Below are 26,651 nucleotides of genomic sequence, written 5' to 3' on the forward strand. Positions count from 1 at the left end.
CGCCTACCGGCGTGCGGCGAGCGCGGCGATCGAGTCGTCGTCGCACGATGCCCAGAAGCCCCCCACGACGTCCTCGAGCTGGTCCATGGACTCCGCCAGGAACAGCACGTCCTGATATTTGGTGATGTCGTAGGTCGTCGCACCCATCGCGGCGAGGTCCAGTGGCCGGATGTCCATGCCGCGGAACTCCTCGATCTCCCCGTACGAGGACAGGATCCCGGCGCCGTACGCCTTCGGCTCACCGTCCTCGGCCATGACGCCGAACTCCATCGTGAACCAGAAGATCTTGGAGACGAACTCCAGCGCCTCCGCCGACTCGACCCGCCGCGCGGCCCCGCCCGCCAGCCGGTACAGCGCGGCGAACCGCTCGTTGGCCAGGGCGTTCGCGTGCCCGATCACCTCGTGTACGACGTCCGGCTCCGGGGTGTAGAGCGGGACCGTGTGGTGGCGGATGTACTGCGTGGAATGGAAGCGCGAGTCGGCCAGCGTGCCGTAGAAGTCGCGCAGCGGCACCAGTCCCGCGGCGGGCAGGTAGCGAAAGCCGGTGAGCGGCTCCAGCCACGCGGAGACCTCCTCGAGCTGGGGCACCCGGTCGCCCGGCAGGCCCAGGCGCTCCTTGCCGTCGAGGTAGGCGCGCACGGCGTACTTGCGGTGCTTGATGTCCAGCTCGCCGGAGACGATGCGCCACACCTCGTGCTCGGCGGGGGTGTACTCCGCGGCCGGGATGGGGTCGCCGGGCACGTACGCGGTGGCGAGTGCGGCGATGGCGTTGCGCCGTGCGCGGTAGTCCGGGTCGGCGAAGCCGGGGTGGCTGCGGGAGAGCTGGACGACCACCTCGCCGTCGGCGTCCTGGGCGATCGGAGCGAGGTAGGTGGCTTCTTCGAACATCGTGCTCCTCGGGAGGCTCGGCGTCGTGACCCGCCGGCGCCGTTGACGGCGGGCCACGACGAGAGGACAGCAGATGTGCCCGGAGACTGACAAGAGTGCACAGATGATCTGGACGATTCGCCTAATTCGGGTCTATATCGCGGCTAATCTCTGGTCATGTCGCCCAGTGAGATCGACGCCCTCGACGCCCGGCTGCTGGAGACGATGAGAGCGCATCCACGCGTCGGGCTGACCGAGCTGGCCCGCCTGCTCGGCGTGGCGCGCGGCACCGTACAGGCTCGCGTGGACAAACTGGTCGCCCGCGAGGTCATCGCCGACTTCGGCCCGACCGTACGCCCGGCGCGCCTCGGCTATCCGGTACTGGCGTTCCTGTCCCTGCAGATCGCGCAGGGACTCGTGGCCGAGGCCGTACAGCATCTCCAGACGCTTCCGGAGGTCCTGGAGGTGCACGGCACGAGCGGCAGCTCGGACCTGCTGTGCCGCGTCGCGGCGCGGAGCACCGACCACCTGCAGGAGATCATCGCCACGGTGCTGGCCTCGCCGGCGGTGCACCGGACCGACACCAGCGTGGTGCTGTCGACGCAGGTTCCGTACCGGGTCGAACCCCTCATCCGGGCGGCACCACGCTAGTTCGTCCCGTACCCGCCGCTGTAGAAGATCTTGGAGCGTAAGCGGGGCTGCTCTGTCTGTGCACGCCTCTGTCGCGATAGCGTTGCACGCCGTGGCGGACTATTCGGATGACCTACGCCTTGCACACGTCATGGCGGACGCGGCCGACGATGTCGCCACGCGCCGGTTTCGTGCGCTCGACCTGACGGTCGAGACGAAACCCGACCTCACCCCGGTAACCGACGCCGACCGCAGGGTCGAGGAGACCCTGCGCAACACGCTGAAGCGAACACGGCCGCGCGACGCGGTGCACGGCGAGGAGTTCGGCCGCACCGGCTACGGCCCCCGCTGCTGGGTGATCGACCCGATCGACGCCACGAAGAACTACATGCGCGGCGTACCCATCTGGGCGACCTTGATCGCGCTGATGGAGGGCGACGACCCGGTGGTCGGCCTCGTGTCCGCGCCGGCCCTCAACCGCCGCTGGTGGGCGGCACGAGGCGGCGGTTCCTGGACCGGGCGCAGCCTCGCCAAGGCCACCCGCTGCCGGGTCTCGGGCGTCACCGACCTCCAGGACGCGTCGTTCTCCTTCTCCAGCCTGACCGGCTGGGAGGAGCAGCAACGCCTGGACGGCTTCCTCGACCTCACCCGTTCGGTCTGGCGCACCCGCGCGTTCGGCGACTTCTGGTCCCACGTGATGGTCGCCGAGGGTGTCGTGGACGTCGCGGCCGAGCCCGACGTGTCCCTGTGGGACGTCGCGGCCGTCCAGGTCATCGTCGAGGAGGCGGGCGGGGTCTTCACCGACCTGTCCGGCGTCCCGCGCGCCGACGGTGGCAGCGTCGTCTGCACCAACGGGCTGCTGCACGCCGCCGTACTCGAGAAACTCGGCAGCGAGCCGAGCCACGCCGTCTGATGTGAGCCGAACACGATATATCTTGTGATCTGAGGAACAGCGGGCTCGTGCCCGCTCGTTCTCCTTTACGGAGTCCACGGAACGGAGAAGATCGTGGGACGCACCGGATACATCGTCGTCGGGGTCATCGTCGCGCTTATCGCCTTCATCCTGCTGCCCGGCTGGGTCAAGCTACTGGGCGTCCTCCTGCTCGTGGGCGTGCCCGCGGCCGGATACCTCATGCTCGACCCGTCACAGCGGCGGCGTCTGCGCGGCCAGCGGCGCAAGCGCCTCGGCTGAGAGCACGCGCGGGCAGGGCGCGGTCCTGTCCGCGCAGGCTTCAGGCCCGCCGGATCATGCGGGTACGTGGCGAGGCAGCGTCCGTACGTCACGTACCGGCAGGACGGCCAGCGTGGCCACCAGGATCACCGCCGCGCTGAGCCCGATCGCGCCGCCGAGCCCGAAGGCCACCATCGCCGGCCCCGCCAGTCCCTGCCCGACCGGGTTGAAGACGAGCGAGCCAAGCGCGTCGTAGGCGTACACCCGCGACAGCGCCTCGGCGGGCACGTGGTGCTGCACGGTGGTGTCCCACTGCACGCCGAAGGTCTCGAACCCGATCCCGGCGGCGAAGGCCGTCGCGCAGACGACGGGCACGGGCGCCATGACGGCCAAGGTGAGGAGCAACGGCACCCCGGCCAGCACCCCGTACATCGCGATCAGCAGGGGCCTGCGCGGGCGATGCCACAGCGCGAGCACCCCGCCGGCGATGAGGCCCGCCGACTCGGCCGCCACCACGAGGCCCCAGGTCGCGGCGCCGCCCAGGTCGCGCACGGCCACCAGCGGGCCGAGCACCCCGAAGCCGCCGGCGAACGCCGCGTTCACGAACGCGAACTGCACCACGATCACCCACAGCCACGTACGAGAGCGGAACTCCTGCCAGCCCGCGCGGAGTTCGCGCAGTACTCCCGTCGGCGGGAGCCCGCTCCGCGGGAGCGCGAGCCGGCCGAAGAACACCGCGGCGACGGCGAACGTCGCGGCGTCGAGGGCGATGCCCCAGCCGGCGCCGAAGCCGGCCACGACCGCACCGGCCAGGCCGGCGCCGACCATCGTCGCGACGTTCGTGGCGAGGCGAAGCAGCGCGTTGGCGGGCTGGGTGAGGTGCGGCGGGATCGTCTGCGGTACCGCGCCGATGGACGCGGGGCCCAGGAAGGCCGCCGTCATCCCGTTCACCGCCTCCAGGAGCGCCAGCTGCCAGATGTGCGCGGCACCACTGATCAGCAGCGCCGCCGCGACCGCCTGGGTGACCGCGGCGGCCAGTGAGAAGACGACGAGGAGTACGTGCCGTGGCAGCCGATCGCCCCAGACACCGCCGAGCAGCAAACAGGGCGGCCATGGGCAGGCTGCGCGCGGCCAGCACGACGCCCAGGTCGCCGGCGGACCCGGTCAGATCGAGTACCGCGAACGCGAGCGCGATCGGCGCCATCGCGTTGCCAAGGAAGGACACCGATCGCCCAAAGAACAGCATGCGGAACCTGGACGCGGCGAGTGGCCGTAGCGCGGACCTCACAGCCGAATGACCCTAACCGCAGCGCTTCCGGCGGGTCGACCGGGTTTTCCCCCTCGCGACTATGTCGCGTTCGGGCCGGAAACACCCAAGCCCCGCCACGGCCGTACGCTCGGGTTGCGTGCCCAGGAGGATTGCCCGTCAAGGGGGGTGATCACTCGTGGCCACGGATCGGCCGATCTTCGTACTCGGCTGCCCGCGCTCGGGCACGACACTGCTGCGCCTCATGCTGCGCGCCCATCCCCGCATCGCGATCCCCCCGGAGACCCGCCTCCTGCTGGACGCGTACGAACACCGCGGCGCGTACGGGGATCTGCGCCGGCTCCCGAACCGGCAGGCCCTGGCCGAGTGGATCGTGGCCGGCGCCGGCACGCGTTTCAGCGGGCTGGGCCTGGACCCCCGCACGATCGCCGACGAGATCGTCGCCGGCCCTCCGACGCTGGGGTCGGCCTTGGAGATAGCACTGCGCGCGTACGCACGACGGCTGGGCAAGCCGCGCTGGGGGGACAAGCGGCCGGGATACGTGCAGCACATCGACGCGCTGCTGCGGATGTTCCCGGACGCACAGATCGTGCACCTGGTACGGGACGGACGAGACTGCGTCGCCGAGCTGAAACGCGCACCGTGGTGGCGCATGGGCGTCTACCACGCGATCGCCACGTGGACCCAGGCCATCGACGCGGGTCAGGCCGCCGCGGCCCGCCTGCCGTCCGATGCGTACATGGAGATCCAGTACGAGCGGCTGGCCGGCGATCCGGAGGACGAGCTCCGGCGGCTGTGCGCGTTCCTCGGTGAGGAGTACGCGCCGTCGATGGTGATGCCGCGGGGGACGCCTGAGTGGAAGCGGTGGCACGCCGAGGTGCCGGGGAGCCGGCGGCTGGAACGCTGGGAGCTGGAGCTCTGCGAGGCGGTGATGACCGACCGCCTGCTGGCGTACGGGTACGAGCCGTCGCCGGCGTCCCGCCCGTCAGCACGCCACCTGGCCCGGTACGCCACGGTGACCACACACCGCCGCCTGGCGGCCCGCAAACGAGCCATGCTGGACCTTCGCCTGCGCGCCGCCGAGCCCCAATCCGTGGCGTCCTGCCTCAACGGCGGCGGCGAGGCCTGAGCGGCGTCAAGGCTGGTGGCATCGGGTTTGGGCGTTACTGGAGGCGTCTGATGGACCCTGACCCGCGTGTCGCACGGATGCGCGACCACGAGCCCGTTCCTGTCGCGTGACGTGCCATTCCCTGGGGTCTGCGCGCCATCCCCGTCCGCTCTCCGGAGCGTCGTCCCCGAACCTCGAATCCGTTGCGTGGCCCTCGCGTGCGCGCCGCCGCCGGTAATGCCCGAGAGCGGCTGGGCATCGTCGCGGCCCCCGTGTATGCGCCGTCGGACAATGCCGCAGACCCGCTGGGGTATTACCGACACTTCACGGGCGTGCTTCGCCAACGGCACTGGCTGGGGTCACGTTCCCTGGACCTGCCAGCCCATGTTGGCAGCCCTTACGTCAGCAACGGCGTCGGCCGTTCCTGCCCATCGTGGTGGGTTGTGATCAGGTCGCGGGGTCTCCCCGCCCGGATGTCCCCGCTGAGTGGGCCGTGCCCTGCTCAGGGGGTGGGATGTTCAGAGCACGAAACGCTCGTCGAGTTCCCCGCGCATCTCTTCGGGCAGCTCGTGCTTGCCCGCCTTGATACGGTCGAGGAAATCGCGCCATGCGCTCACGGTGAAGAACAGCTTGGGGCCCTCGGGGTCCTTGCTGTCGCGAACCGCAATGAGGCGCTCGCTCCGGCCCTCGTCGGCAGCCTCGGACACCGCGCACCTCTGTTCTACGATGAGGATTCACTGGTGAGACGGGCCGCCCGTCCCACAGGTTTAACATGGTAAACGGTAGCAGGGACGGCCCGCTGGAGCGGGTTGTTGTGCTGTCCTGGTGGCATCTGGCGCCACAATGCCTCCATGACCACCTTGCGCTCGGCCGCCCTCTTCCTACTAGCCGCAATCGCCGAGATCGGCGGCGCGTGGCTGATCTGGCAAGGCCTCCGCGAACACCGCGGAGTACTCTTTATCGGAGCCGGCATTGCCGCCCTGGGGGCGTACGGATTTGTCGCCACATTTCAGCCGGACCCCCACTTCGGGCGCATTCTCGCGGCCTATGGAGGGGTCTTCGTCGCAGGCTCCCTCGTATGGGGAATGGTCGTCGACAAGTTCCACCCGGATCGCTTCGATGTACTCGGCGCCCTCTGCTGCCTCCTGGGCGTCACCATCATCATGTACGCCCCCCGCTGACCAACCGCCCACTGCCTCTTGGGGCCACCATCAGCCCTGACCGCACCGCCCGCCCGCCTGAGCACTCCCCGCGTGCCATGGGACACCACCAGCCCAAGCCGGACCGCCGGCGGACGTTGCGCGGTCCTCCGCGTACTCGCGAGCCCGGATGGTTTACCTCGGCGTTTGTCCCAGTAAATGCAAATAGGCCCCTCCCCCCACTGAGGTGGGGAAAGGGGCCTATTTAATGGAAAGAGCGGACAGGACCCCGGGGGGTTCTGTCCGCTCTTTCTTATATGTTTATGTCCGGCGGTGTCCTACTCTCCCACACCGTCCCCGGTGCAGTACCATCGGCGCTGGAGGGCTTAACTTCCGGGTTCGGAATGGGACCGGGTGTTTCCCCACCGCTATGACCACCGAAACGCCTGAACAGGAGCACGACTCCGGTGAGTGGTTCCCGGTCGTGTCCCGGGAACCGCATAGTGAACGCGAACATAGAGCACAGCAGTTAAGTCTGTTGTGTGTGTTCAAGCCGCTCGGCCTATTAGTACCAGTCAACTCCACACCTTGCGGTGCGTCCATTTCTGGCCTATCAACCCAGTCGTCTAGCTGGGGGCCTTACAACCCGTAGGTTGGGAGACCTCATCTTGAGGAAGGCTTCCCGCTTAGATGCTTTCAGCGGTTATCCCGACCGAACGTAGCCAACCAGCCATGCACCTGGCGGTACAACTGGCACACCAGAGGTTCGTCCGTCCCGGTCCTCTCGTACTAGGGACAGACCCTCGCAAGTCTCCTGCGCGCACAGCGGATAGGGACCGAACTGTCTCGCGACGTTCTAAACCCAGCTCGCGTGCCGCTTTAATGGGCGAACAGCCCAACCCTTGGGACCTACTCCAGCCCCAGGATGCGACGAGCCGACATCGAGGTGCCAAACCTTGCCGTCGATATGGACTCTTGGGCAAGATCAGCCTGTTATCCCCGGGGTACCTTTTAGCCGTTGAGCGACACCACTTCCACACGTCGGTGCCGGATCACTAGGCCCTGCTTTCGCACCTGCTCGACATGTCTGTCTCACAGTCAAGCTCCCTTGTGCCCTTGCACTCAACACCTGATTGCCAACCAGGCTGAGGGAACCTTTGGGCGCCTCCGTTACATTTTGGGAGGCAACCGCCCCAGTTAAACTACCCACCAGGCACTGTCCCCCACCCGGATTCACGGGTGCGGGTTAGACGCTCGAAACGACCAGAGTGGTATTTCACCAATGACTCCACCCATACTGGCGTATGAGCTTCATAGTCTCCCACCTATCCTACACAAGACGCTCCAAACGCCAATGCCAAGCTGTAGTGAAGGTCCCGGGGTCTTTCCGTCCTGCTGCGCGTAACGAGCATCTTTACTCGTAGTGCAATTTCACCGGGCCTGTGGTTGAGACAGTGGGGAAGTCGTTACGCCATTCGTGCAGGTCGGAACTTACCCGACAAGGAATTTCGCTACCTTAGGATGGTTATAGTTACCACCGCCGTTTACTGGCGCTTAGGTTCTCAGCTTCACCCGCCGAAGCGGATTAACCGGTCCCCTTAACGTTCCAGCACCGGGCAGGCGTCAGTCCGTATACAGCGTCTTACGACTTCGCACGGACCTGTGTTTTTAGTAAACAGTCGCTTCCCCCTGGTATCTGCGACCCCCACCAGCTCCACAGAGCTAGTCTGGTCACCAGCAGGGGCCCCCCTTCTCCCAAAGTTACGGGGGCAATTTGCCGAGTTCCTTAACCACAGTTCACCCGATCGCCTTGGTATTCTCTACCTGACCACCTGAGTCGGTTTGGGGTACGGGCCGCCGACACACATCGCTAGAGGCTTTTCTCGGCAGCATGGGATCACTCACTTCACCTAAATCGGCTCGGCATCACATCTCACCCTTAATGGTGTGCGGATTTGCCTACACACCGGGCTACATGCTTACCCCAGGAACAACCATCGCCTGGGTTGAGCTACCCTCCTGCGTCACCTCATCACTTGCCTACTACCACCTCAGGTCCGCAGCTCCCCCACCAAACAACCCGAAGGTTACAAGGTGAGCTTGCGGCGTTAGTGTCAGTGGGTTCAGCATGGGCGCGTGTCAGCGGGTACGGGAATATCAACCCGTTGTCCATCGACTACGCCTCTCGGCCTCGCCTTAGGTCCCGACTTACCCTGGGCGGATTAGCCTGCCCCAGGAACCCTTGGTCATCCGGCGGAGGGGTTTCTCACCCCTCATTCGCTACTCATGCCTGCATTCTCACTCGTGTGGCCTCCACGGCTGGCTCACGCCGCCGCTTCACCGCCCACACGACGCTCCCCTACCCACCCCAACCCCTGAACAAGGATCCGAAAACCCTCACTAGGGACGTGTTGGAGTGCCACGGCTTCGGCGGTGTGCTTGAGCCCCGCTACATTGTCGGCGCGGAATCACTTGACCAGTGAGCTATTACGCACTCTTTCAAGGGTGGCTGCTTCTAAGCCAACCTCCTGGTTGTCACGGCAACTCCACATCCTTTACCACTTAGCACACGCTTAGGGGCCTTAGCCGATGATCTGGGCTGTTTCCCTCTCGACTACGAACCTTATCGCCCGCAGTCTCACTGCCACGCTCTCACTTACCGGCATTCGGAGTTTGGCTGACTTCAGTAAGCTTGTAGGCCCCCTAGGCCATCCAGTAGCTCTACCTCCGGCAAGAAACACGTGACGCTGCACCTAAATGCATTTCGGGGAGAACCAGCTATCACGGAGTTTGATTGGCCTTTCACCCCTACCCACAGGTCATCCCCCAGGTTTTCAACCCTGGTGGGTTCGGTCCTCCACACGGTCTTACCCGCGCTTCAACCTGCCCATGGGTAGATCACTCCGCTTCGGGTCTACAGCATGCGACTAAAAACGCCCTATTCAGACTCGCTTTCGCTACGGCTCCCCCACACGGGTTAACCTCGCCACACACCATAACTCGCAGGCTCATTCTTCAAAAGGCACGCCATCACATCACAACACCCCCGAAAGGGTGTTAACGCTCTGACGGCTTGTAGGCACACGGTTTCAGGTACTATTTCACGCCCCCTCACCGGGGTGCTTTTCACCTTTCCCTCACGGTACTAGTCCGCTATCGGTCATCAGGGAGTATTTAGGCTTACCAGGTGGTCCTGGCAGATTCACACGAGATTTCACGGGCCCCGTGCTACTCGGGAAACACCATATGAAGACGGAAAGGTTTAACCTACCGGACTATCACCGACTACGGTCGACCATTCCAGGCCGTTCGGTTACCCAACCGTTTTATAACTTCACATCCGGCCAGGCGGACCAGATACAGATGCTCCCACAACCCCACACACGCAACGCCCGCCGGCTATCACACGCGCATGGTTTAGCCTCATCCCCTTTCGCTCACCACTACTCAGGGAATCACTGTTGTTTTCTCTTCCTGCGGGTACTGAGATGTTTCACTTCCCCGCGTTACCACCAACCGCCCTATCAATTCAGACGGCGGCAACACCCCATGACGGGTGCTGGGTTACCCCATTCGGAAACCCCCGGATCAACGCTCGGTTGCCAACTCCCCGGGGCATATCGCAGGCTCCCACGTCCTTCATCGGCTCCTGATGCCAAGGCATCCACCGTGTGCCCTTAAAAACTTGAACACAAAAGTTACAAGATGCTCGCGTTCACTATGCAGTTCTCAAAACACGAACGGACACCAACCCACACCACCACCAAACCACCCAAAACCCCCCACCCCACAGACAACACACAAGGGAAGAAGCCATGGATGCGGTATGACGGCAAGACCGGCCCGCACGCCCAAACCCACCCCACCAACCGTGGCAGGACAGGCTCAAAGGCGACCTGAAGACAACCAACACCAGAACAAATCCTGGTGTCCGTTTCCTCAGGACCCAACAGTGTGCTCGACCCTCCCCGACCCATCCGTCCGACGGGTTTCCTGAACCCCCGCTCCGAAGAGTAGAGGCAGTACTCGCGTCTGGGATCAACCAATGAGAATCGAATAGCCAGTGCTCCACTAATGAGCAACCCACCCGCAGAACATTCGCCCGCAGCATGAGTCATGGACCCCACACCCCGAGAACCCTCGAGTGTGTGTGGCCAGGTGCTCCTTAGAAAGGAGGTGATCCAGCCGCACCTTCCGGTACGGCTACCTTGTTACGACTTCGTCCCAATCGCCGGCCCCACCTTCGACGGCTCCCCCCACAAGGGTTGGGCCACCGGCTTCGGGTGTTGCCGACTTTCGTGACGTGACGGGCGGTGTGTACAAGGCCCGGGAACGTATTCACCGCAGCGTTGCTGATCTGCGATTACTAGCGACTCCGACTTCATGGGGTCGAGTTGCAGACCCCAATCCGAACTGAGACCGGCTTTCCGGGATTCGCTCCACCTCACGGTCTCGCAGCCCTTTGTACCGGCCATTGTAGCATGTTTGCAGCCCAAGACATAAGGGGCATGATGACTTGACGTCATCCCCACCTTCCTCCGAGTTGACCCCGGCAGTCTCCCATGAGTCCCCACCATTACGTGCTGGCAACATGGAACGAGGGTTGCGCTCGTTGCGGGACTTAACCCAACATCTCACGACACGAGCTGACGACAGCCATGCACCACCTGTCACCGGCCCAAAAGGACCCCGCATCTCTGCGAGTTTTCCGGTGATGTCAAACCTTGGTAAGGTTCTTCGCGTTGCGTCGAATTAAGCAACATGCTCCGCCGCTTGTGCGGGCCCCCGTCAATTCCTTTGAGTTTTAGCCTTGCGGCCGTACTCCCCAGGCGGGGCGCTTAATGCGTTAGCTACGGCACGGAATCCGTGGAAGGACCCCACACCTAGCGCCCAACGTTTACGGCATGGACTACCAGGGTATCTAATCCTGTTCGCTCCCCATGCTTTCGCTCCTCAGCGTCAGGTAAGGCCCAGAGAACCGCCTTCGCCACCGGTGTTCCTCCCGATATCTGCGCATTTCACCGCTACACCGGGAATTCCGTTCTCCCCTACCTACCTCTAGTCTGCCCGTATCCACCGCAAGCCACGAGGTTAAGCCTCGGGTTTTCACGGCAGACGTGACAGACCGCCTACGAGCTCTTTACGCCCAATAATTCCGGACAACGCTTGCGCCCTACGTATTACCGCGGCTGCTGGCACGTAGTTAGCCGGCGCTTCTTCCCCACCTACCGTCACGTTAGCTTCGTCGGTGGTGAAAGAGGTTTACAACCCGAAGGCCTTCATCCCCCACGCGGCGTCGCTGCGTCAGGCTTTCGCCCATTGCGCAATATTCCCCACTGCTGCCTCCCGTAGGAGTCTGGGCCGTGTCTCAGTCCCAGTGTGGCCGGTCACCCTCTCAGGCCGGCTATCCGTCGTCGCCTTGGTAGGCCGTTACCCCACCAACAAGCTGATAGACCGCGAGTCCATCCCCAGCCGAAAAACTTTCCACCATCAGACATGCATCCAATGGTCATATCCGGTATTAGACCCAGTTTCCCGGGCTTATCCCAGAGCCAAGGGCAGGTTACTCACGTGTTACTCACCCGTTCGCCGCTCGAGTACCCCGAAGGGCCTTTCCGCTCGACTTGCATGTGTTAAGCACGCCGCCAGCGTTCGTCCTGAGCCAGGATCAAACTCTCCGTTAAGGTCACAACGACAACCACCCACCGGGCAGCTGCCAAACCAAACCGAAAAAATCCTGGCAAGAATCATATCTTGCCAAAGAAATCCAAAACCAAAACAACCAGACAAGCCCGCAAAGGGACCCACCCAGCCGCCTCGGTCGAGGACCTAAAGGCACTGGCTTTTAGCACACTGTTGAGTTCTCAAGAAACGGACACACACCATCAAAGATCCAACCGGACCCTCTCCGGGGCAACCCATCTAACTTACCATCCCCAGCCACCAAGTCAACCCCAGAACCCGCAAAGATCCCGAAGATCAACCTACCCGCTGAAGAGTCCCCATCCGGGCCGGCCACCGCGAGGCGTCCTGCATCCCGTCTATCGGGGAGACCCTCACCTTACCGGTTCGATCCGGTGCTTTGCTCCGGAACTCTCCGCCAGGTGTTGGTTCCCCGCCAGTCTCGGGCGCCTTCCGGCGTCCCGTTTCCCTTGGGGCGAAGAGAACATTACGTAGATCGCGGACCTTGGTCAAATCGGCCCCGCCATCCCCTGCTTCCTCGTTGGCCACACCCGTATCCGAGCCTGGTCACCGAGCTGAAGATGGTCCACGCGCGGGCCTGGACACCGACACCACGGCGGGCGGTAGTTAAGAGCACGAGCGACAAAATGTCGCCATTGTTCCGGCCGGCCCGGAACACACCCGCTGTCATTCGGCGACGGGCTCCCGGCACACGAGGTCCCGGCACACGAGGTCCCGGCACACGAGGTCCCGGCACACGAGGTCCCGGCACACGAGGTCCCGGCACACGAGGTCCCGGCACACGAGGTCCCGGCACACGAGGTCCCGGCACACGAGGTCCCGGCACACGAGGTCCCGGCACACGAGGTCCCGGCACACGAGGTCCCGGCACACGAGGTCCCGGCACACGAGGTCCCGTCCCGGCACACGAGGTCCCGGCACACGAGGTCCCGGCACACGAGGTCCCGGCACACGAGGTCCCGGCACACGAGGTCCCGGCACACGAGGTCCCGGCACACGAGGTCCCGGCACACGAGGTCCCGGCACACGAGGTCCCGGCACACGAGGTCCCGGCACACGAGGTCCCGGCACACGAGGTCCCGGCACACGAGGTCCCGGCACACGAGGTCCCGGCGATGTGCGGGGACGACCGCCTGGACGGCGGCCGTTCATCGGCGAGGGTTGCGGCTGGGGGCTCCCGGTCGGCACAGATACCGAGCTGATGGCGGGCACGACGCCGGCTCGAGTGGCGGTCGGTGAGATGCGCTCGCCGGAGTGATCCCGCTGCGAGTGATCCCACCGCGCGTGCAGCCGACACTTCCGGTGGCGCTACTTGCGTGTGCGGTGTAGTCGATCCCACCCACGCGCGTGAAGCCGATACGGCTCAACGTTCACGGGAAGGCGTCACCTACCGAAGAACGACAGAAGTGGAAGCCGACGCAGACGGACGACGCAGACGGAATGCGCAGCGGCCCCGCCAGCCGACGACAGGCCCAGGTGACACAACCCCGTCGCGCTGCGGAAGGCCTCAGACGGACTCGTGAACGAGCTTGTTGCCGAACGTCGGTCGAACGCCCCCCACCGAGACGCGGCTCCCCCGCATCGCGAAGTCCCGCGGCAGAGATGACGCCAAAGGAAACCGCGAAAGATCGAACCGAAGCCAAAGCAGCAAAGACACCAGCACATAAGCAAAAGGCCCGGAGGAAATCCTCCGGGCCTTGTCTTGGTAGCGGGGGTAGGATTTGAACCTACGACCTCTGGGTTATGAGCCCAGCGAGCTACCGAACTGCTCCACCCCGCGTTGCGGTGTGCCCTAACTCTATGGGCACCCGCTCCCGCTATGCAAATCGATACGGCTAGCCACTCGGTTTCGGTGTCGGTGTCGGTGCCGGCGTGGCCGGTGGCGTGGGTGAACCGCTCGGCACCGGCGTCGGGGTGGCCGGCGCGGACTTGCCCTGGTTGCGCAGCTTCGCCAGCTGGTCGAGCGCGGACTTGAGCTGCTTCTGCGCCTCCCCGTACGCCGTCCAGTCGCTCTTGGCCAGAGCGTTCTGCGCGTCGCTGTACGCCTTGTTGGCGGCGTCGATCGCCGCCTGTACGTCCTCGCTCGACTGCAGTGGTGGACCGGTCGGCGTCGTGACGCCTCCGCCCTTGAGGACCTGGTTGAGTGCGTCTTCCAGGGTCGCTCCGAACCCGATGTCGTTCCCGTACGACACGAGGACGCGTTTCAGCAGCGGGTAGGACCCTCCCCCGGCGTTGGCCTGGAGATAGACGGGTTCGACGTACAAGAAGCCTCCACCGAACGGCAGTGTCAGTAGGTTGCCGCTCACCGTCCTCGAGCCGGGCCCCCGCAACAGCGTGAGCTGCTGGGAGACCGTCGGATTGTTCTCGAAGGTGTTCTGGACCTGTTCAGGCCCTGGAGTCACCTGGCTACGCGGTACCTGGAGGATACGGATCTGACCGTACGTCGGGCTCGTCGGCACGCTGTCGACGGCCATGAACGCCGTCAGGTTGGTGACCTTGCCCTTGGGCACGAACGTCGAGGTCAGGGAGAAGCCCGCCGTGGTCTGGTCGGGCATCTTGACGCTCAGGTAGTACGGCGGCTCGACCGTGCCCTCGCTCGTGGGGTCGTTGGGGATCTGCCAGAAGTCCTGGCCGCCGTAGAAGGCCTGCGGGGTCTCCACGTGGTAGCGGGCGAGGATCTGGCGCTGCACCTTGAAAAGGTCCTCGGGGTAGCGCAGGTGCGCCAGCAGACTGGCAGGGATGGCCGTACGCGGCTGCACGGTGCCCGGGAACGCCTTCATCCACGTCTTGAGGATCGGATCCGTCGGGTCCCACGCGTAGAGGCTCACAGTGCCGTCGTACGCGTCCACGGTCGCCTTCACCGAGTTGCGGATGTAGTTGACGCGGTCGCCGGACTGGGCCGCCACCGAGACGCGGCTTTCGGTGTTGGTGTCCTTCGTGGCGTCGGCGAGGCTGGTGCGTTCGGAGTAGGGATAGTCCGGGGTGGTCGTGTAGCCGTCGACGATCCACTTGATCCGGCCGTCCACGACGGCGGGGTACGGGTTGCCGTCGACCTTGAGCCAGGGCGCGGCCTTCTGTACGCGTTCGCGCGGGGTGCGGTTGTACAGGATCCGCGAGTCGGGGTTGATCGCGCCGGACAGCAGGAGGTTCTTCTCCTTGAAGCGCAACGCGTAGAGCGTCCGGTTGAACAGCGATCCGATCGGTACGCCGCCCTTGCCCGCGTACGAGCTGTTGTGCTGTCCCGTGGGGCTCTTGTCGTCGGGATAGTCCAGCTCGCGGTTGCCGGCCCCGCCGACGATCGAGTACGACGGGGAGCGCTCACCGAAGTAGATGCGTGGCTCGGTGATGCCGAGCGCACCCGTCGGCGGGATGTTCTTCTCGGTGAAGTCCGGCGCGCCCTGGGAGTCGACCTGGTTGCCGGGGGCCGCCACGAAGCCGTAGCCGTGGGTGTAGACCAGATGGCTGTTGATCCAGTTCGCCTGGCCGGACGGTGGCCCGTCGATCTCACGCACGGCGACGACGGTGTCCTTGAGCGCGTTGTTGTCCGCGGGGTTGGGGTACCGGTCGATGTCGAGCGGGTTCGGGAACTTGTAGAAGCCCTTGATCTGCTGCAGCTGCTGGTACGTCGGCGACACCACGGCGGGGTCGAGCAGGCGCACGTTGGGGAGGGTGGAGGTCTCCTGCTTGGCCTGCGCCGGGGACAGCTTGGTGTTGGGCAGGTAGTCGGTGACCTTCGTGCCGCCCACGTCGTACGCCTGTCTGGTGGCCGCGATGTTGCGGCCGATGTACTTGGATTCTTTGTCGGCCTCGTTCGGCTTGACGTGGAACGTCTGGATCAGCAGGGGGAAGACCCCGCCGATCAGGATGGCCGACAGGACGAGCAGGCCGAACGCCATGCCGGGCAGCATCGCACCCGGCCGGAAGAGCGTGGCGAAGAACATCAGCGCGCAGATGAGCGCGATGGCGGCGAGGATGGTCTTGGCCGGCAGCACGACGTTGACGTCGGTGTAGGACGGGCCGGTGACCACGCCGCGTTCGGAGTGCGCCAGACCCCACCGGTCGAACCAGTACGCCACGGCCTTGAGCAGCACGAACACCCCGAACAGCACCGAAAGGTGCGCGCGGGCACCCGGGCTGACCTTCTGCCCCGGCCCCTGCACCCGGACGCCGCCGTACAGGTAGTGCACGACCAGCGACGCGAGGAAGGTCAGGATCACCGCGGTGAACAGGAAGCCGAGCACCACCCGCAGCAGCGGGTAGGTGAAGACGAAGAACGAGATGTCCTTGTGGAACTGCGGGTCCTTGACGCCGAACTTCTGCCGGTTGAGGAACGCCAGCCAGACGCGCCACTGACCCGCGGCCGCCGAGGCCGTGAGCAGGCCGACCAGGCTCAGGAGCCCGATGGTGATCAGCCGCCGGTGCGGGTCGACGACGGCCCGGTAGCGGTCGAGGCCCTGCTGCTCGACCGATGAGGGCCGGTACCCGGGCCGCAGGCGGTAGGCGGTGACCATGTTGGCGCCCAGGAGGGCGACCATGATCAGGCCGGCCGCGAAGAAGAGCAGGACACGGGTGGTGATCTGCTTGGTGTAGACCGAGGAGAAACCGACGGATCGATACCACAGGACGTCGGTCCAGATCGCGGTGAACGCGAGAAACACCGCGACGAGGATCACAAGGATCACTATCACGGGTAGCAGGAGCCGTGATCGGCCCACGTTGATGCGGCCGCCAAAGCCTGGGCTCCGGAAGGTCACAGCCTTCCCCCTTCGCCGGGTGTCTGTGAAAGCAACTTACCGAGGCAACCCAGGGTTCCCGTACACGACCGGCCACCTACGGCGAAATCACCCGTGCGGAGGGTGAAAAAATAGACGGATGAGCCGACTGGAAGACCTCGTTCTCGAGCTCGAGCGCCACGCCTCGAGCGTCGGGTGGGATGCCGCGCCGCGGCTCTACGCCCTGGTCGAGGCCATCGAGCTGCACGAGAACGAGCCGGAACTCGCGCGACGTCTCGGTGTGCCGAACGCTACGGGCCGGCTCGCCGCGCTCGAACAGCCCGAGCTGCCGGCGGGAAAACCGATCGACGAAGTCCTCGGCGGCATCGAATGGCCCGAGCAGGTCGCGGGCTGCGTGCTCGTCGTCGAACGCATCCTGCTGCCCGAAGGGGCCGAGGAGCACATTCCCGAGGAGGATCCCGTCGGCTGGGCGGGTGGGCACCCGGGCCGTGAGGACGTACGGCTCGTCGTGGGGGTGCTTCGCGACGGCGACCGGCACTCGGCGATGCGGCTGCGCGGCCACGACAGCGACGATCAGGTGCTCTCGGGCCCCGAGCTGGTCCCGGCGCTCGCCGAGACGCTGGCCTCCACGTTCGCCTGACCCCGGCTCACTTCGGGCAGGCGGGCACGGCGCCCTGGCCGGTGCGCAGGGCGTTCAGCGCGTCCAGCGCACCGTGCATGGTGTCCACCCGTACGAGCCGCAGCCCCTTCGGGTCGGAGGCGACGGCGTCGGCGCAGTTCTGCGTGGGCGTGAGGAAGATCGTGGCGCCGGCGTCGCGTGCGGCGACCATCTTCTGCTGGATGCCGCCGATCGGGCCGACCTGACCCTCGGGGGTGATCGTGCCCGTACCGGCGATGAACTTGCCGCCGGTGATGGTCTGAGGGGTCAGCTTGTCGTAGATGCCGAGCGAGAACATCAGCCCGGCGCTCGGCCCGCCCACGTCGCCGACGCTGATCTTCACGGTGACCGGGAAGTCGAACTTCTCCCGCAGGACCACGCCGACCACGGGTTTTCCCGCGGTGGTCTTGTCCGTGGAGGCGATGGTGCCCACCTCGACCGGGGACTCCTTGCCTCCGCGCCGGACCGTGAACTTCACCGTGTCGCCCGGCTTGTGCGCGCTGATCACGGCGCTGACCTCGGGCGTCTGCTTGATCTTCTTGCCGTCGACGGCCACGATCTCGTCGCCGGAGCGCAGCTTTCCGTAGGCGGGCAGTCCCTGCTGGACGGAGTCCACGACCACGGTCGTGGGCGTCGGCATGTGCAGCTCGTGCAGCGCGGCCGCGGTCGCGGCCTCCTGTGAGGAGGCCATCTCCTCGGTGTTCTCCTGCTCGACCTTCTTGGTCGAGACGTTTTTGGGGAAGATCGCCTCTTCGGGCACGATCGCGACGTCCGGGTCGAGCCAGCCGCGCAGCGCGGTGAACAGGTCGATCCGGTTGCCCGGGCCGCCCTGGTAGGCGACGGTCACGAAGTTGAGATGCCCGTTGACGGGGTAGGTCTTGGCGCCGGTGATCTGGATGAGCGGCGCCTTGCCGAGCTGCCCGAGCGTGTCGGTGGTGGGGCCGGGACGCAGTGCGACATACGGCACGGGAATGAAGGCACCGATCACCCCGAGCACAAGAATGAGCACGCTCGCGAAAACCAGTGTGGCAGCACGACGGGACATGCCCGGCAGCCTACGCGGTCGTGTGGTCACCCCGTTCGGCCCTCTCGACGCTGTGTCGTTCGAGCGCGTTCAGGAAGCTCTTGAAGTACTCAACCTCTTCGAAAGAGCGCCGGAACCGCGGCCGGCGGCCCCACGTACGAATGACCGCACCCACGAGCAATGCGACGGTCACAGGGATGACCCACCACGCCAGGACTGACATGCCGCGCCACCTCCCCAATACCGGTCACCTTTAACTTAACCAGCATTGGACGCGACAAATCACCCGATCCCTACCCACTCGCTTCCGCCATCGGCAAAGACCTGGTGTTTCCAGATCGGTACCTCGGCCTTGAGTTCGTCGATCAGCCTGCGACACGCCGCGAACGCCTGGTCGCGGTGCGGGCAGGCCACGGCCACGACCACGGCAAGATCACCGACTTCGAGATCGCCGACCCGGTGCACGGCGGCGATCGCGCGTACGTCGTGGTCCGCGACGATCTTCTCCATCACGACGCGCAGCTGGTCGGTGGCCTGGGGGTGCGCCGAGTAGCCCAGCCCGGTCACCGCACGCCGATGATCTTCGTCGCGTACGGTCCCGATGAACATCGCGGTGCCGCCGGCGCCCGAGTCGGCGACGGCGGCCAGCACCTCGTCGACGGACAGCGGCGTGTCACGAAGCTCCACGAGCCGGATCACGTTCATCAAACGAACGCTACCTCGCCGCTCATGTCTCTTATGCCGCGCCCGATATCGCCCATGCGACCATCCGCAGGCGAAAACACCCGCGACTGCGACGTCACACGGGTCTCAGCGGTCGCATCGGCGAGCAGCCGGAAATGATCCGGATTCAGCCTCGGCGCTTGCGGCGTGCCCTCCGTACGATCGCGGCGGTACCGATGACGGCGACCGTCGCACCGGCGGCCGTGGCCATCGTGGCCTCCTTGCGCGCCAGCCGGCGTCCGACGAGCGCGTGGCGGCCCGCGACCTCCTCGAGCAGCGCGTTCAGCGCCTCGGCGTTGTCACGTGAGGGTTTCCACCCGGCCGTACGCAGCGTGGCGCAGTCGGCGACCCACGGATAGACCACGTAGTGCAGGTCGGTGGCCGGTGCCGGCGTGACCCCGATGCGGTGCAGGCGCTGCGCGGTGCCGAAGGTGATCGCGGCGGGCAGCTCGAAACGACGGCGCCCGGTGATCTCCTCGACCTCCTCGGGTTCGAGCCAGCCTTCGCAGCCCACCGCGAGCGTGCCGGTGACCTCACCGGAGACGGCGAGCTCGAGCGCGGTGACCAGATCGTCGACGTGGCAGAACTGCCAGCGCTGCGCGCAGCCCTTGACCGTGAGCAGGCGTGGTGCCTCGAAGTGGCGGGTGACGACCGTGTCGATGCCCGGTCCGACCAGCGCCGCCGGGCGCAGGACCGTGACGGTCATGCCCGGATGCGCCACCGGAGCCATCGCGGCGAGTTCTTCGATCTCCAGGAAGTCACCGACGATGCCGTCGTCGAACTCGGCGGACAGCGGCGCGTCCTCCGGAAGGGGCACCGGGTTGCTCTCCTGCGCCCCGTACACCATCGCGCTCGTGACGAGGATCACCCGCCGGACCCGTACGGCCGCCGCGGCGGTGACCACGGTCTGCGCGCCACGGACGTTGTACGCGCGGCGCTCCCGGTGGCCCGTCTCCGGTGACTGGTCGACGTCGAGATGGACGATCGCGTCGACGTCGGAGATGCGCTGAGCGAGCTGGGGGTCGCGGATGTCGACGACCCGCCAGGTGACACCGGGCACGTCGCCCCGATGGTCGTCCAGCGCGATGACCTTCTTGATGTCCGCCGAGCCGGCCAGCCGTGCGACCAGGGCGCGCCCGATGCCATCAGCCGCCCCCGTGACGGCGATGACCGGGCCGGCGCTACGCCGTGGGCGAACCTGTCGTGTACTCAAGTCGAGCGAGCCCTCCTATCGCACGCCCCCCGGCTACGACCGGATAACGTGAAGGTTGTGACCTATTCATCCTGCCCGAGGTAGAGCCCGTGAGCGAGCGGAGCGACCGAGCCATTAAACACAGCAGCGTGCTCGCGGGGCCGGCCAAGGAGGCCCCGTGAGTGATATCCCCTTCGGGTTCAACCGTCCGGGCGAGCCCGGTGACGAGAACGAGCCCGGCAGTCAAGACCCGTTCGGCGCGGGCAACATGCAGGATTTCGCTGCCATGTTGCACCAGTTCGCCGACATGCTGTCCAACCAGTCCGGCGGAGGCGGCGGCCCGCTCAACTGGGACCTCGCGAAAGACATCGCCCGGCACCAGATCGCCGAAAAGGGCGACCCGTCGATCCTTGACGCCCAGCGCCGCGCGGTCGTCGAGGCGCTCCGCCTGGCCGATCTGTGGCTGGACGAGGTGACGACGCTTCCGGCCGGTATCCGCAACCCCCAGGCATGGAGCCGGTCCGAGTGGATCGAGCAGACCCTGCCCGTGTGGACCAAGGTCTGCGACCCCATGGCCGCGCGCATGGCCGAGTCGATGGGCTCGGCGATGCCCGAGGAGATGCAGGCCATGGCCGGCCCGCTGCTCGGCATGGTGCAGCAGATGGGCGGCGCCATGGTGGGCGGCCAGGCAGGGCAGGCGCTCGGCGCGCTGGCCCTGGAGGTCGTCGGCTCCAGCGACATCGGCCTGCCGCTCGCCCCCGCGGGCGTCGGCGCGCTGCTGCCCTCGGGCGTGAAGGCGTTCGGTGAGGGCCTGGAGGTCGACGAGGACGAGGTACGCCTCTACCTGGCGTTGCGTGAGGCCGCACACCAGCGGCTGTTCGAGCACGTGCCCTGGCTGCGCCCGCAGCTGCTGCGCGCGGTCGAGGACTACGCGAGCGGCATCACGGTCGACCTGTCCAAGATCGAGGACGCGGTCTCCGGGATCGACCTGAACAATCCCGAGGCGCTGCAGCAGGCGCTCGGCGGCGAGCTGTCGCTGACGCCGGAGGAGACGCCGCAGCAGAAGGCGGCGCTGGTCCGGCTGGAGACCATGCTCGCCCTGGTCGAGGGCTGGGTGGACACCGTCGTGAACGCCGCGGCGAAGGACCGGCTGCCGTCCTCGGTCAAGCTCGCCGAGGCCGTACGCCGTCGCCGCGCCACCGGCGGCCCGGCCGAGCGTACGTTCGCCACTCTCGTCGGCCTCGAACTCCGGCCGCGCCGGCTGCGCGAGGCGGCCACGCTGTGGACGAGCCTCGGCGAGGCACGCGGCAACGACGGACGCGACGACATCTGGGCGCACCCCGACCTGATGCCGACCCACGAGGACCTGGACGACCCCATCGGATTCGTCGAGGGCAAGAGCGCCGACTTCGACATCACCGACTTCACCGGGCCGAAGGACGATAAGGACGATAAGCCGGACGACGAGGCGTGACCGCGGAGGTTCGCGCGGCGCTGCACGACGACGCCGTACGGGTGCTGTCCGGCTGGCACCCGTACGACGATGGGCAGGACGCGCTGCGACAGGAGTTCCTCACCCATCTGGCGACGCACGCGGACGGCATGTGGCGTGAGTGCGTGCCGGGGCATCTGACCGCCAGCGCGGCGGTCCTGGACTCCTCGGGCGAGCGCGTGCTGCTCACGCTGCATCCGAAGGCGAAGATGTGGCTGCAACTCGGCGGCCACTGCGAGCACGGCGACGACTCGCTCGCCGGAGCGGTGCTGCGGGAGGCGGAGGAGGAGTCGGGCATCGAGGGCCTGCGCCTGCTGCCGGGCCCGGTGCGCGTCGACCGCCACCGCGTCTGGTGCCACGGCGGCTCGTACCACCTGGACGTGCAGTACGCGGCGGTCGCACCGGCCGGGGCCCAGGAGAAGATCAGCGACGAGTCCGACGACCTGCGCTGGTTCGCCCTGGACGCCATCCCCGACCTCGCGGACGACGTCCTGCGAAGCCTGGCCACCGCGTCACGCGAGGTCTTCGCCCGGCACGCCTGACCGGCGAGCACGGGCGAGGCCGCTCCACCGATCGTGTCGGGCGGGGCACATCGTCAGCGACCGCCGCCGCCCCCACCACCCGGGCTCCCGGTGCTGTCAGGGCGGCCTTCGGTGTTCGCCCGAGCCCGCCGTATCGCCGCCGCGGTGTCGTGACCGGTGATGGGGCCACCCCGACGGCGCTGCTTCAAGTCGAACAGGGCCGCCGTGACGACTAAGGCAAGGATCAGGGCCGCAATCAGGATCAGAATCATCGGGATCTCCTTCGTCGGAGCCTGAGCGTATTTCTCCAATGCCTGAATTGGCCTGGCCTGGCCGCCACACCGTCAAGTGTGGCGGTGCTCGCCTTGGGACCGAGCCCTATGCGGGTGGCCGGTCGTCATGAGGTGGCTCGGTCAGGGCGCCTCTTCCGGTCACTCCACCAGGCCGCGGCCCGTGATCAAGGGCAGGTCCAGGGCGGTCAGCAGGCCGGGCGGGGCGGCCACCACGGAGGGTACGGCGTTGACCAGGCGCATCGCGGTGGCCTTCAGGCCCGCGGTGTTGTGGTCGCCGTTCTTGCCCAGGAGTTGCAGGTCGACCGTGTAGTTCGGCTCGCCCTTCACCTCGACCCGGTAGCTGCCTTGGCCCGCGGGCTGGGGCCAGTCGGGGCCCAGGTCGTCGCGTAGGCGTGTGACGTGTTCGAGGACGACGACCGGGCGGCCGCCGCGCATGCCGCGGACCTCGAAGCGCAACGCCGCCGCGGTGCCCTTCTCCACCGTGCCGGCGTCGACCTCGAACGTCTCCGGGGCCGGCAGGCGCGTGTGCCACTCCTCGATGCCGTCCAGCTCGACGTCGAGGCCGGCGGCGAGCTGGCGTACGACACTGCCCCAGGCCAGCGTCAGGACCGTCGGCGAGAGCAGGAGGGGCGTCTCGTCCATCGGGCGTCCGAAGCCCATCACGTCGAACAGCACCGTCGGCTGCGCGTACGTGGAGTAGTTGAGGATCTCCATGCAGCGGACCTCGGTGATGCTCTCGCTGATCCCGGTGATCGTCAGCGGCAGCCAGTCGTTGGCGAAGCCGGGGTCGATGCCGTTCACCCAGATCGAGACGCCGCCCTCCAGCGCCGCCTCGCGGATCGGCGCGCCGGTCTCCTCGTCGGGGAACTGCAGGAAGACCGGGCTGCTGGAGACGACGTTCACGCCCGCGCGCAGGATCCGGGTCAGGTCACCCATCGCCTCGTCCAGGCGTACGTCGGCCATCGAGGTGTAGACGACGCAGTCGGGACGCAGCGCCAGCACCGCGTCGGCGTCGTTGGTCGCGAAGACGCCCAGGCGGCCGAGGCCGGCGAGCTCACCCGCGTCACGGCCGACCTTGTCCGGGTTGGAGACCCAGACGCCGGCCAGCTCCAGGTCCGGCCGGGCATTGATGCCGATGAGGGCGTTGCGGCCCACGTTCCCTGTGCCCCACAGCACCACGCGGTGCGTCATGTTGAGTCTCCTCGAGGAATCAAAGGTCCGGCAGGCCCAGGTCGAGGGTGGGCTGTTCGGTCCCACCGTCGACCTCCAGGACCTTGCCGGTGACGAACCCGCCGGCCGGAGAGGCCAGGAAGAGCACCGTGGCGGCGATCTCGTCGGGGTCGCCGATGCGCCCGAGCGGCGTCTTGCCCTCCATCTGCTTACGGATTCCCTCGTCGCCGATGACGAACTCCAGTGCCGAGGTCGCCACCGAACCGGCGGCGATGGCGTTCACCCGTACGCGCGGGGCGAGGTCGACGGCGGCCAGGCGAGTGTAGTGCGCGAACGCGGCCTTGGCGGTGCCGTACGCGAGGTAGCCGCGCCCGGTGATCCGGCCCATCACCGAGGAGATGTTGACCACCGCGCCCTCTCCCCCATCGGCGATCATGAAGGGGACGGCGGCGCGGGTCACGGCGTGGGCGATGCCCACGTTGAACTGGAACGCCTCGTCCAGGTAGTCGACGGTCGTGTCCATGAACGCGTTCGGGATGGTGCCACCGACGTTGTTCACGACGATGTCCAGCCGGCCGAACGCGTCCATCGCCGCCTGGGGCAGCGCGGCGGCCGCGGCCAGGTCGGTCAGGTCCGCCGCGACCACGACGGCCCGCCGGCCGGCGGCCTCCACGCGGGCGGCGATCTCTCGGAGCTGGTCTTCACTGCGGGCTGCCACGACGACGTCCGCGCCGGCCTCGGCAAGGGCGACCGCGGTCGCGGCACCGATCCCTCGTCCGGCACCGGTCACGATCGCGGCCCGGCCATCGAGCCGGAAACGGTCCAGAATCACGGGGAGAGCCTAAGTGGATCTAGAACACGTTTCAATAGCTCGCAGCACCCGCCGACAACCTGGACAGACGGCGCGTCATGGCCGAGGCGCGGGAACATCGAAGGCCGCCCAGACGACCTTGCCGCCCCTGCCATCGGCCACTCGTCGGCCAGCGCGTCGACGATGACCAGACCGCGACCGTGGACGTCGAGCGGGCCTGCCTCTTCCGGTATCGGCAGTTCGGTCGAGGGGTCCGCCACCTCCACGACGAACCGGCCGCCGGCGGAGATGAAGCATTCGAGAGTGAACAGGTCCGGGGCATAACAGACGGCGTTGGTCACCAGCTCGCTCATTACCAGCGCGACGTTCTCGGTGAGCGCCTACTTCGCCTACGAACTGCGGCGACACCGCGAGGAACGCGGTCTGGGCCAGGAGCAGCTCGGCCAGGCGCTCTACACCCCGCGGGCGAACATCAGCCACTGCGAGAGGCTGATCCGGCGCCCTGGCCTACCGTTCGCCAGACAGCTCGACGAGCACTTCAGGACGGCGCGACACTTCCAGACCCTCTGGCACCACGCCCGCCGCCAGCATCTGGCCGACTGGCTACGCGAATATCTTGACTACGAGACGCGCGCATCAGAGATCAAGAGCTTTCAGACCTACTTCGTCCCCGGCCTGCTCCAGACCAGGCGGTACGCCCATGCGCTCCTGATCGCCGGACAGGCCAAAGACCCCGACGATCTCGTGGAAACCCGCATGGCACGTCAAACGATCCTCACGCGCGAGAATCCGCCGCCGCCAATTCTGTGGGTGAGGTGGCCGACCTTTCACAGCAAGCGGCCGAGGTGGTCGGTCAGTAGGTCGCGGAAGACCACGGAATCGCGTAGGTCCGGGCCGAAGACGTCGGTGATCGACAGCAGTGCGTCCACCACCTTTTCCGGACTGTCCGCGCCTGCCACGGCCTTTCGCAGCGTCTCGGCCATCGGGTCGTCCAGCTCCTTCGCCGTCTTGACGTGGCGCATCCATGCCGCCACGGCCAGCGCCGCCCAGCGGGGTTCCTCCCCGGTCGCCAGGCGGTCGCGTACGACGCCGAGCAGTCGCTGCGGCAGCTTCTGCGAACCGTCCATCGCGATCTGGGCGATGCGGTGCCGCAGGGCGGGGTTGGCGAAGCGTTCGATCAAAGAGGACTTGTACGCGGCGAGGTCGAAGCCGCGTGGCACGTCGAGTGTCGGGGTCGCGTCCTCGTCCATGTAGTGACGCAGGTCGTCGCCTAGCCCGCCGGCGATCGCGTCGGAGACGTAGGTGAAGTCCGCGCCCAGGTAGGCCAGCATCGAGTGCGCGCCGTTGAGCAGGCGCAGCTTCATCGTCTCGTACGGCGCCACGTCGGTGGTGAGGATCGCTCCAGCCGTGTCCCACGCGGGCCGGCCGGCCGCGAAGGTGTCCTCGATGACCCACTGGGAGAACGGCTCGGTGACCACGACGGCCTCGTCGCGCACGCCGAGCAGGCGTTCGGCCTCGTCGAGGTCCTCCGGGGTGGTCGCGGGCGTGATGCGGTCCACCATCGCGTTCGGGAAGGTTACCTCGCACGGGAGGCGGATGCCGCCTCGGTCGCAGTACTCCTCGACCAGCCCGCGTACGAACGAGCCGTTGGCGGTGAGGTTGTCGCAGCACAGGACGGTCACCGGCGCCTCGCGCCCGGCGAGGCCGCCGACCAGCCGGCCGATCACCGTCTCCGGCGGTCGCCCGGCCAGGTCGCGGAGGATCTCGGGGTCGTCAACGCGCAGCCGCCTCGTCGCCGGGTCGTGCCGGTAGCCCTTCTCGGTCACCGTCAGGGAGACGATCTTCACCGCGGGGTCGCCGATACGCGCGACCGTGGCCGAGCCGGTGAGCACCTCGCGTACCGCTCCGATGACGCGCGCCGAGACGCCGCCGGGTCCGCGCTCCAGCACGCTGTACAGGCCGTCCTGCGGCGCCAACCGCGACGCCACGGCCGCGCTGCGCTGGGTGATCCCGCAGATCCCCCAGCCGTCGCCGGCGTCCTCGGTGTAGACGGCCTGGTGGGCACGGTGGAACGCCCCGATGCCCAGGTGCACGATCCCGACCGAGGCCGGAACCTCACGAGGCCGGCTCGTCAGCGACAACCGCAACG

At 66.7% G+C, this 26,651-nt stretch carries 21 protein-coding genes, 1 tRNA gene, 3 rRNA genes and 1 pseudogene; 9 read left to right on the forward strand and 17 right to left on the reverse strand.

Annotation, left to right across the window (positions count from 1 at the left end; translation table 11 throughout):
- Positions 1-3: 3 nt before the first annotated feature.
- On the reverse strand, positions 4-888 hold the full coding sequence (locus tag FB559_RS05185) for a phenylalanine 4-monooxygenase (RefSeq protein WP_141953852.1): 885 nt from the start codon (positions 886-888) through the stop codon (positions 4-6).
- Between the two features lie 156 nt (positions 889-1,044).
- Between FB559_RS05185 and FB559_RS05190 the strand changes: the two genes are divergently transcribed.
- The 3 genes from FB559_RS05190 (at position 1,045) to FB559_RS05200 (ending at position 2,689) form a co-directional block, all read left to right on the forward strand.
- The gene (locus FB559_RS05190) at positions 1,045-1,518 is read left to right on the forward strand and encodes an Lrp/AsnC family transcriptional regulator (protein ID WP_141953854.1); all 474 of its coding nucleotides are present in this window, start codon (positions 1,045-1,047) and stop codon (positions 1,516-1,518) included.
- Between the two features lie 91 nt (positions 1,519-1,609).
- Positions 1,610-2,410: a histidinol-phosphatase gene (gene hisN, locus FB559_RS05195; RefSeq protein WP_141953856.1), complete on the forward strand. Its 801-nt coding sequence runs from the start codon at positions 1,610-1,612 to the stop codon at positions 2,408-2,410.
- Positions 2,411-2,503: 93 nt separating this feature from the next.
- The gene (locus FB559_RS05200) at positions 2,504-2,689 is read left to right on the forward strand and encodes a hypothetical protein (protein ID WP_246121360.1); all 186 of its coding nucleotides are present in this window, start codon (positions 2,504-2,506) and stop codon (positions 2,687-2,689) included.
- A 54-nt stretch (positions 2,690-2,743) separates the two neighbouring features.
- Here FB559_RS05200 and FB559_RS05205 read toward each other — a convergent pair whose 3' ends face one another.
- On the reverse strand, positions 2,744-3,769 hold the full coding sequence (locus tag FB559_RS05205; protein ID WP_221639891.1) for an MFS transporter: 1,026 nt from the start codon (positions 3,767-3,769) through the stop codon (positions 2,744-2,746).
- A 344-nt stretch (positions 3,770-4,113) separates the two neighbouring features.
- Here FB559_RS05205 and FB559_RS05210 point away from each other — a divergent pair, with 344 nt between their 5' ends.
- Positions 4,114-5,064, forward strand: a complete 951-nt coding sequence (locus FB559_RS05210) for a sulfotransferase family protein (protein ID WP_141953860.1) — start codon at positions 4,114-4,116, stop codon at positions 5,062-5,064.
- A gap of 497 nt (positions 5,065-5,561) precedes the next feature.
- Here the strand turns inward: FB559_RS05210 and FB559_RS05215 are convergent, their stop codons facing one another.
- Positions 5,562-5,750, reverse strand: a complete 189-nt coding sequence (locus FB559_RS05215; RefSeq protein ID WP_246121361.1) for a DUF397 domain-containing protein — start codon at positions 5,748-5,750, stop codon at positions 5,562-5,564.
- 144 nt (positions 5,751-5,894) lie between these two features.
- On the opposite strand from FB559_RS05215, the gene FB559_RS05220 reads away from it, so the two are divergent.
- A complete protein-coding gene (locus FB559_RS05220; protein ID WP_141953864.1) occupies positions 5,895-6,224 on the forward strand; it encodes a YnfA family protein in 330 nt (109 codons plus the stop codon).
- A 283-nt stretch (positions 6,225-6,507) separates the two neighbouring features.
- On the opposite strand, the gene rrf is transcribed toward FB559_RS05220, so the two are convergent.
- From rrf to FB559_RS05245, 5 genes are all read right to left on the reverse strand, one after another.
- Positions 6,508-6,624, reverse strand: a 5S ribosomal RNA gene (gene rrf, locus FB559_RS05225).
- 102 nt (positions 6,625-6,726) lie between these two features.
- Positions 6,727-9,873 (reverse strand): 23S ribosomal RNA (locus FB559_RS05230).
- A gap of 478 nt (positions 9,874-10,351) precedes the next feature.
- Positions 10,352-11,866 (reverse strand): 16S ribosomal RNA (locus tag FB559_RS05235).
- Together the 16S, 23S and 5S rRNA genes form the textbook arrangement of a ribosomal RNA operon.
- A 1,722-nt stretch (positions 11,867-13,588) precedes the next feature.
- A tRNA-Met gene (locus FB559_RS05240) sits at positions 13,589-13,665 on the reverse strand.
- A 55-nt stretch (positions 13,666-13,720) separates the two neighbouring features.
- Positions 13,721-16,639 (reverse strand): UPF0182 family membrane protein, encoded by a 2,919-nt coding sequence (locus tag FB559_RS05245; RefSeq protein WP_141953866.1) that lies wholly within the window; start codon positions 16,637-16,639, stop codon positions 13,721-13,723.
- A 118-nt stretch (positions 16,640-16,757) separates the two neighbouring features.
- Here FB559_RS05245 and FB559_RS05250 point away from each other — a divergent pair, with 118 nt between their 5' ends.
- The gene (locus FB559_RS05250; protein WP_141953868.1) at positions 16,758-17,258 is read left to right on the forward strand and encodes a PPA1309 family protein; all 501 of its coding nucleotides are present in this window, start codon (positions 16,758-16,760) and stop codon (positions 17,256-17,258) included.
- 7 nt (positions 17,259-17,265) lie between these two features.
- On the opposite strand, the gene FB559_RS05255 is transcribed toward FB559_RS05250, so the two are convergent.
- The 4 genes from FB559_RS05255 to FB559_RS05270 form a co-directional block, all read right to left on the reverse strand.
- Positions 17,266-18,321, reverse strand: coding sequence for a YlbL family protein (locus FB559_RS05255; protein WP_141953870.1), 1,056 nt, complete (start codon positions 18,319-18,321; stop codon positions 17,266-17,268).
- Positions 18,322-18,331: 10 nt separating this feature from the next.
- Entirely contained in the window at positions 18,332-18,523 is a 192-nt protein-coding gene (locus tag FB559_RS05260) for a hypothetical protein (RefSeq protein WP_141953872.1), read from the reverse strand.
- Positions 18,524-18,582: 59 nt separating this feature from the next.
- Positions 18,583-19,005 carry a molybdenum cofactor biosynthesis protein MoaE gene (locus tag FB559_RS05265; protein ID WP_141953874.1) on the reverse strand — a complete coding sequence of 141 codons (423 nt, stop codon included), beginning with the start codon at positions 19,003-19,005 and terminating at the stop codon, positions 18,583-18,585.
- A gap of 145 nt (positions 19,006-19,150) precedes the next feature.
- Positions 19,151-20,236, reverse strand: coding sequence for an NAD-dependent epimerase/dehydratase family protein (locus FB559_RS05270; RefSeq protein ID WP_141953876.1), 1,086 nt, complete (start codon positions 20,234-20,236; stop codon positions 19,151-19,153).
- Positions 20,237-20,393: 157 nt separating this feature from the next.
- Between FB559_RS05270 and FB559_RS05275 the strand changes: the two genes are divergently transcribed.
- Together FB559_RS05275 and FB559_RS05280 are read left to right on the forward strand one after the other, a co-directional pair.
- Positions 20,394-21,689, forward strand: a complete 1,296-nt coding sequence (locus tag FB559_RS05275) for a zinc-dependent metalloprotease (protein ID WP_141953878.1) — start codon at positions 20,394-20,396, stop codon at positions 21,687-21,689.
- Complete coding sequence (locus tag FB559_RS05280; RefSeq protein ID WP_141953881.1) at positions 21,686-22,249, forward strand: NUDIX hydrolase; 564 nt, start codon at positions 21,686-21,688, stop codon at positions 22,247-22,249. The genes FB559_RS05275 and FB559_RS05280 overlap by 4 nt, the downstream gene beginning before the upstream one ends.
- 53 nt (positions 22,250-22,302) lie before the next feature.
- On the opposite strand, the gene FB559_RS05285 is transcribed toward FB559_RS05280, so the two are convergent.
- The 4 genes from FB559_RS05285 to FB559_RS05300 form a co-directional block, all read right to left on the reverse strand.
- Positions 22,303-22,500, reverse strand: a complete 198-nt coding sequence (locus FB559_RS05285; RefSeq protein ID WP_141953883.1) for a hypothetical protein — start codon at positions 22,498-22,500, stop codon at positions 22,303-22,305.
- Positions 22,501-22,659: 159 nt separating this feature from the next.
- Positions 22,660-23,712 carry an NAD(P)H-dependent amine dehydrogenase family protein gene (locus FB559_RS05290; protein WP_141953885.1) on the reverse strand — a complete coding sequence of 351 codons (1,053 nt, stop codon included), beginning with the start codon at positions 23,710-23,712 and terminating at the stop codon, positions 22,660-22,662.
- Positions 23,713-23,731: 19 nt separating this feature from the next.
- The gene (locus FB559_RS05295) at positions 23,732-24,523 is read right to left on the reverse strand and encodes an SDR family oxidoreductase (RefSeq protein WP_141953887.1); all 792 of its coding nucleotides are present in this window, start codon (positions 24,521-24,523) and stop codon (positions 23,732-23,734) included.
- A complete protein-coding gene (locus FB559_RS05300) occupies positions 24,520-24,855 on the reverse strand; it encodes an ATP-binding protein (protein WP_141953889.1) in 336 nt (111 codons plus the stop codon). The genes FB559_RS05295 and FB559_RS05300 overlap by 4 nt, the downstream gene beginning before the upstream one ends.
- A 19-nt stretch (positions 24,856-24,874) precedes the next feature.
- Here FB559_RS05300 and FB559_RS46585 point away from each other — a divergent pair.
- Positions 24,875-25,285: pseudogene (locus FB559_RS46585) on the forward strand (helix-turn-helix transcriptional regulator); the annotation flags it as partial.
- Between the two features lie 44 nt (positions 25,286-25,329).
- Here FB559_RS46585 and FB559_RS05310 read toward each other — a convergent pair.
- Positions 25,330-26,649, reverse strand: a complete 1,320-nt coding sequence (locus FB559_RS05310) for a mannitol dehydrogenase family protein (protein ID WP_141953891.1) — start codon at positions 26,647-26,649, stop codon at positions 25,330-25,332.
- Positions 26,650-26,651: the final 2 nt, after the last annotated feature.

It is taken from the genome of Actinoallomurus bryophytorum (genome assembly GCF_006716425.1).
GTDB lineage: Bacteria > Actinomycetota > Actinomycetes > Streptosporangiales > Streptosporangiaceae > Actinoallomurus > Actinoallomurus bryophytorum.

Coding starts and splice junctions, on each gene's coding strand:
- FB559_RS05185 (WP_141953852.1), bottom strand. CDS start 888: ATGTTCGAAGAAGCCACCTACCTCGCTCCGATCGCCCAGGACGCCGAC.
- FB559_RS05190 (WP_141953854.1), top strand. CDS start 1,045: ATGTCGCCCAGTGAGATCGACGCCCTCGACGCCCGGCTGCTGGAGACG.
- FB559_RS05220 (WP_141953864.1), top strand. CDS start 5,895: ATGACCACCTTGCGCTCGGCCGCCCTCTTCCTACTAGCCGCAATCGCC.
- FB559_RS05250 (WP_141953868.1), top strand. CDS start 16,758: ATGAGCCGACTGGAAGACCTCGTTCTCGAGCTCGAGCGCCACGCCTCG.
- FB559_RS05255 (WP_141953870.1), bottom strand. CDS start 18,321: ATGTCCCGTCGTGCTGCCACACTGGTTTTCGCGAGCGTGCTCATTCTT.
- FB559_RS05260 (WP_141953872.1), bottom strand. CDS start 18,523: ATGTCAGTCCTGGCGTGGTGGGTCATCCCTGTGACCGTCGCATTGCTC.
- FB559_RS05265 (WP_141953874.1), bottom strand. CDS start 19,005: ATGAACGTGATCCGGCTCGTGGAGCTTCGTGACACGCCGCTGTCCGTC.
- FB559_RS05285 (WP_141953883.1), bottom strand. CDS start 22,500: ATGATTCTGATCCTGATTGCGGCCCTGATCCTTGCCTTAGTCGTCACG.
- FB559_RS05290 (WP_141953885.1), bottom strand. CDS start 23,712: ATGACGCACCGCGTGGTGCTGTGGGGCACAGGGAACGTGGGCCGCAAC.
- FB559_RS05300 (WP_141953889.1), bottom strand. CDS start 24,855: ATGAGCGAGCTGGTGACCAACGCCGTCTGTTATGCCCCGGACCTGTTC.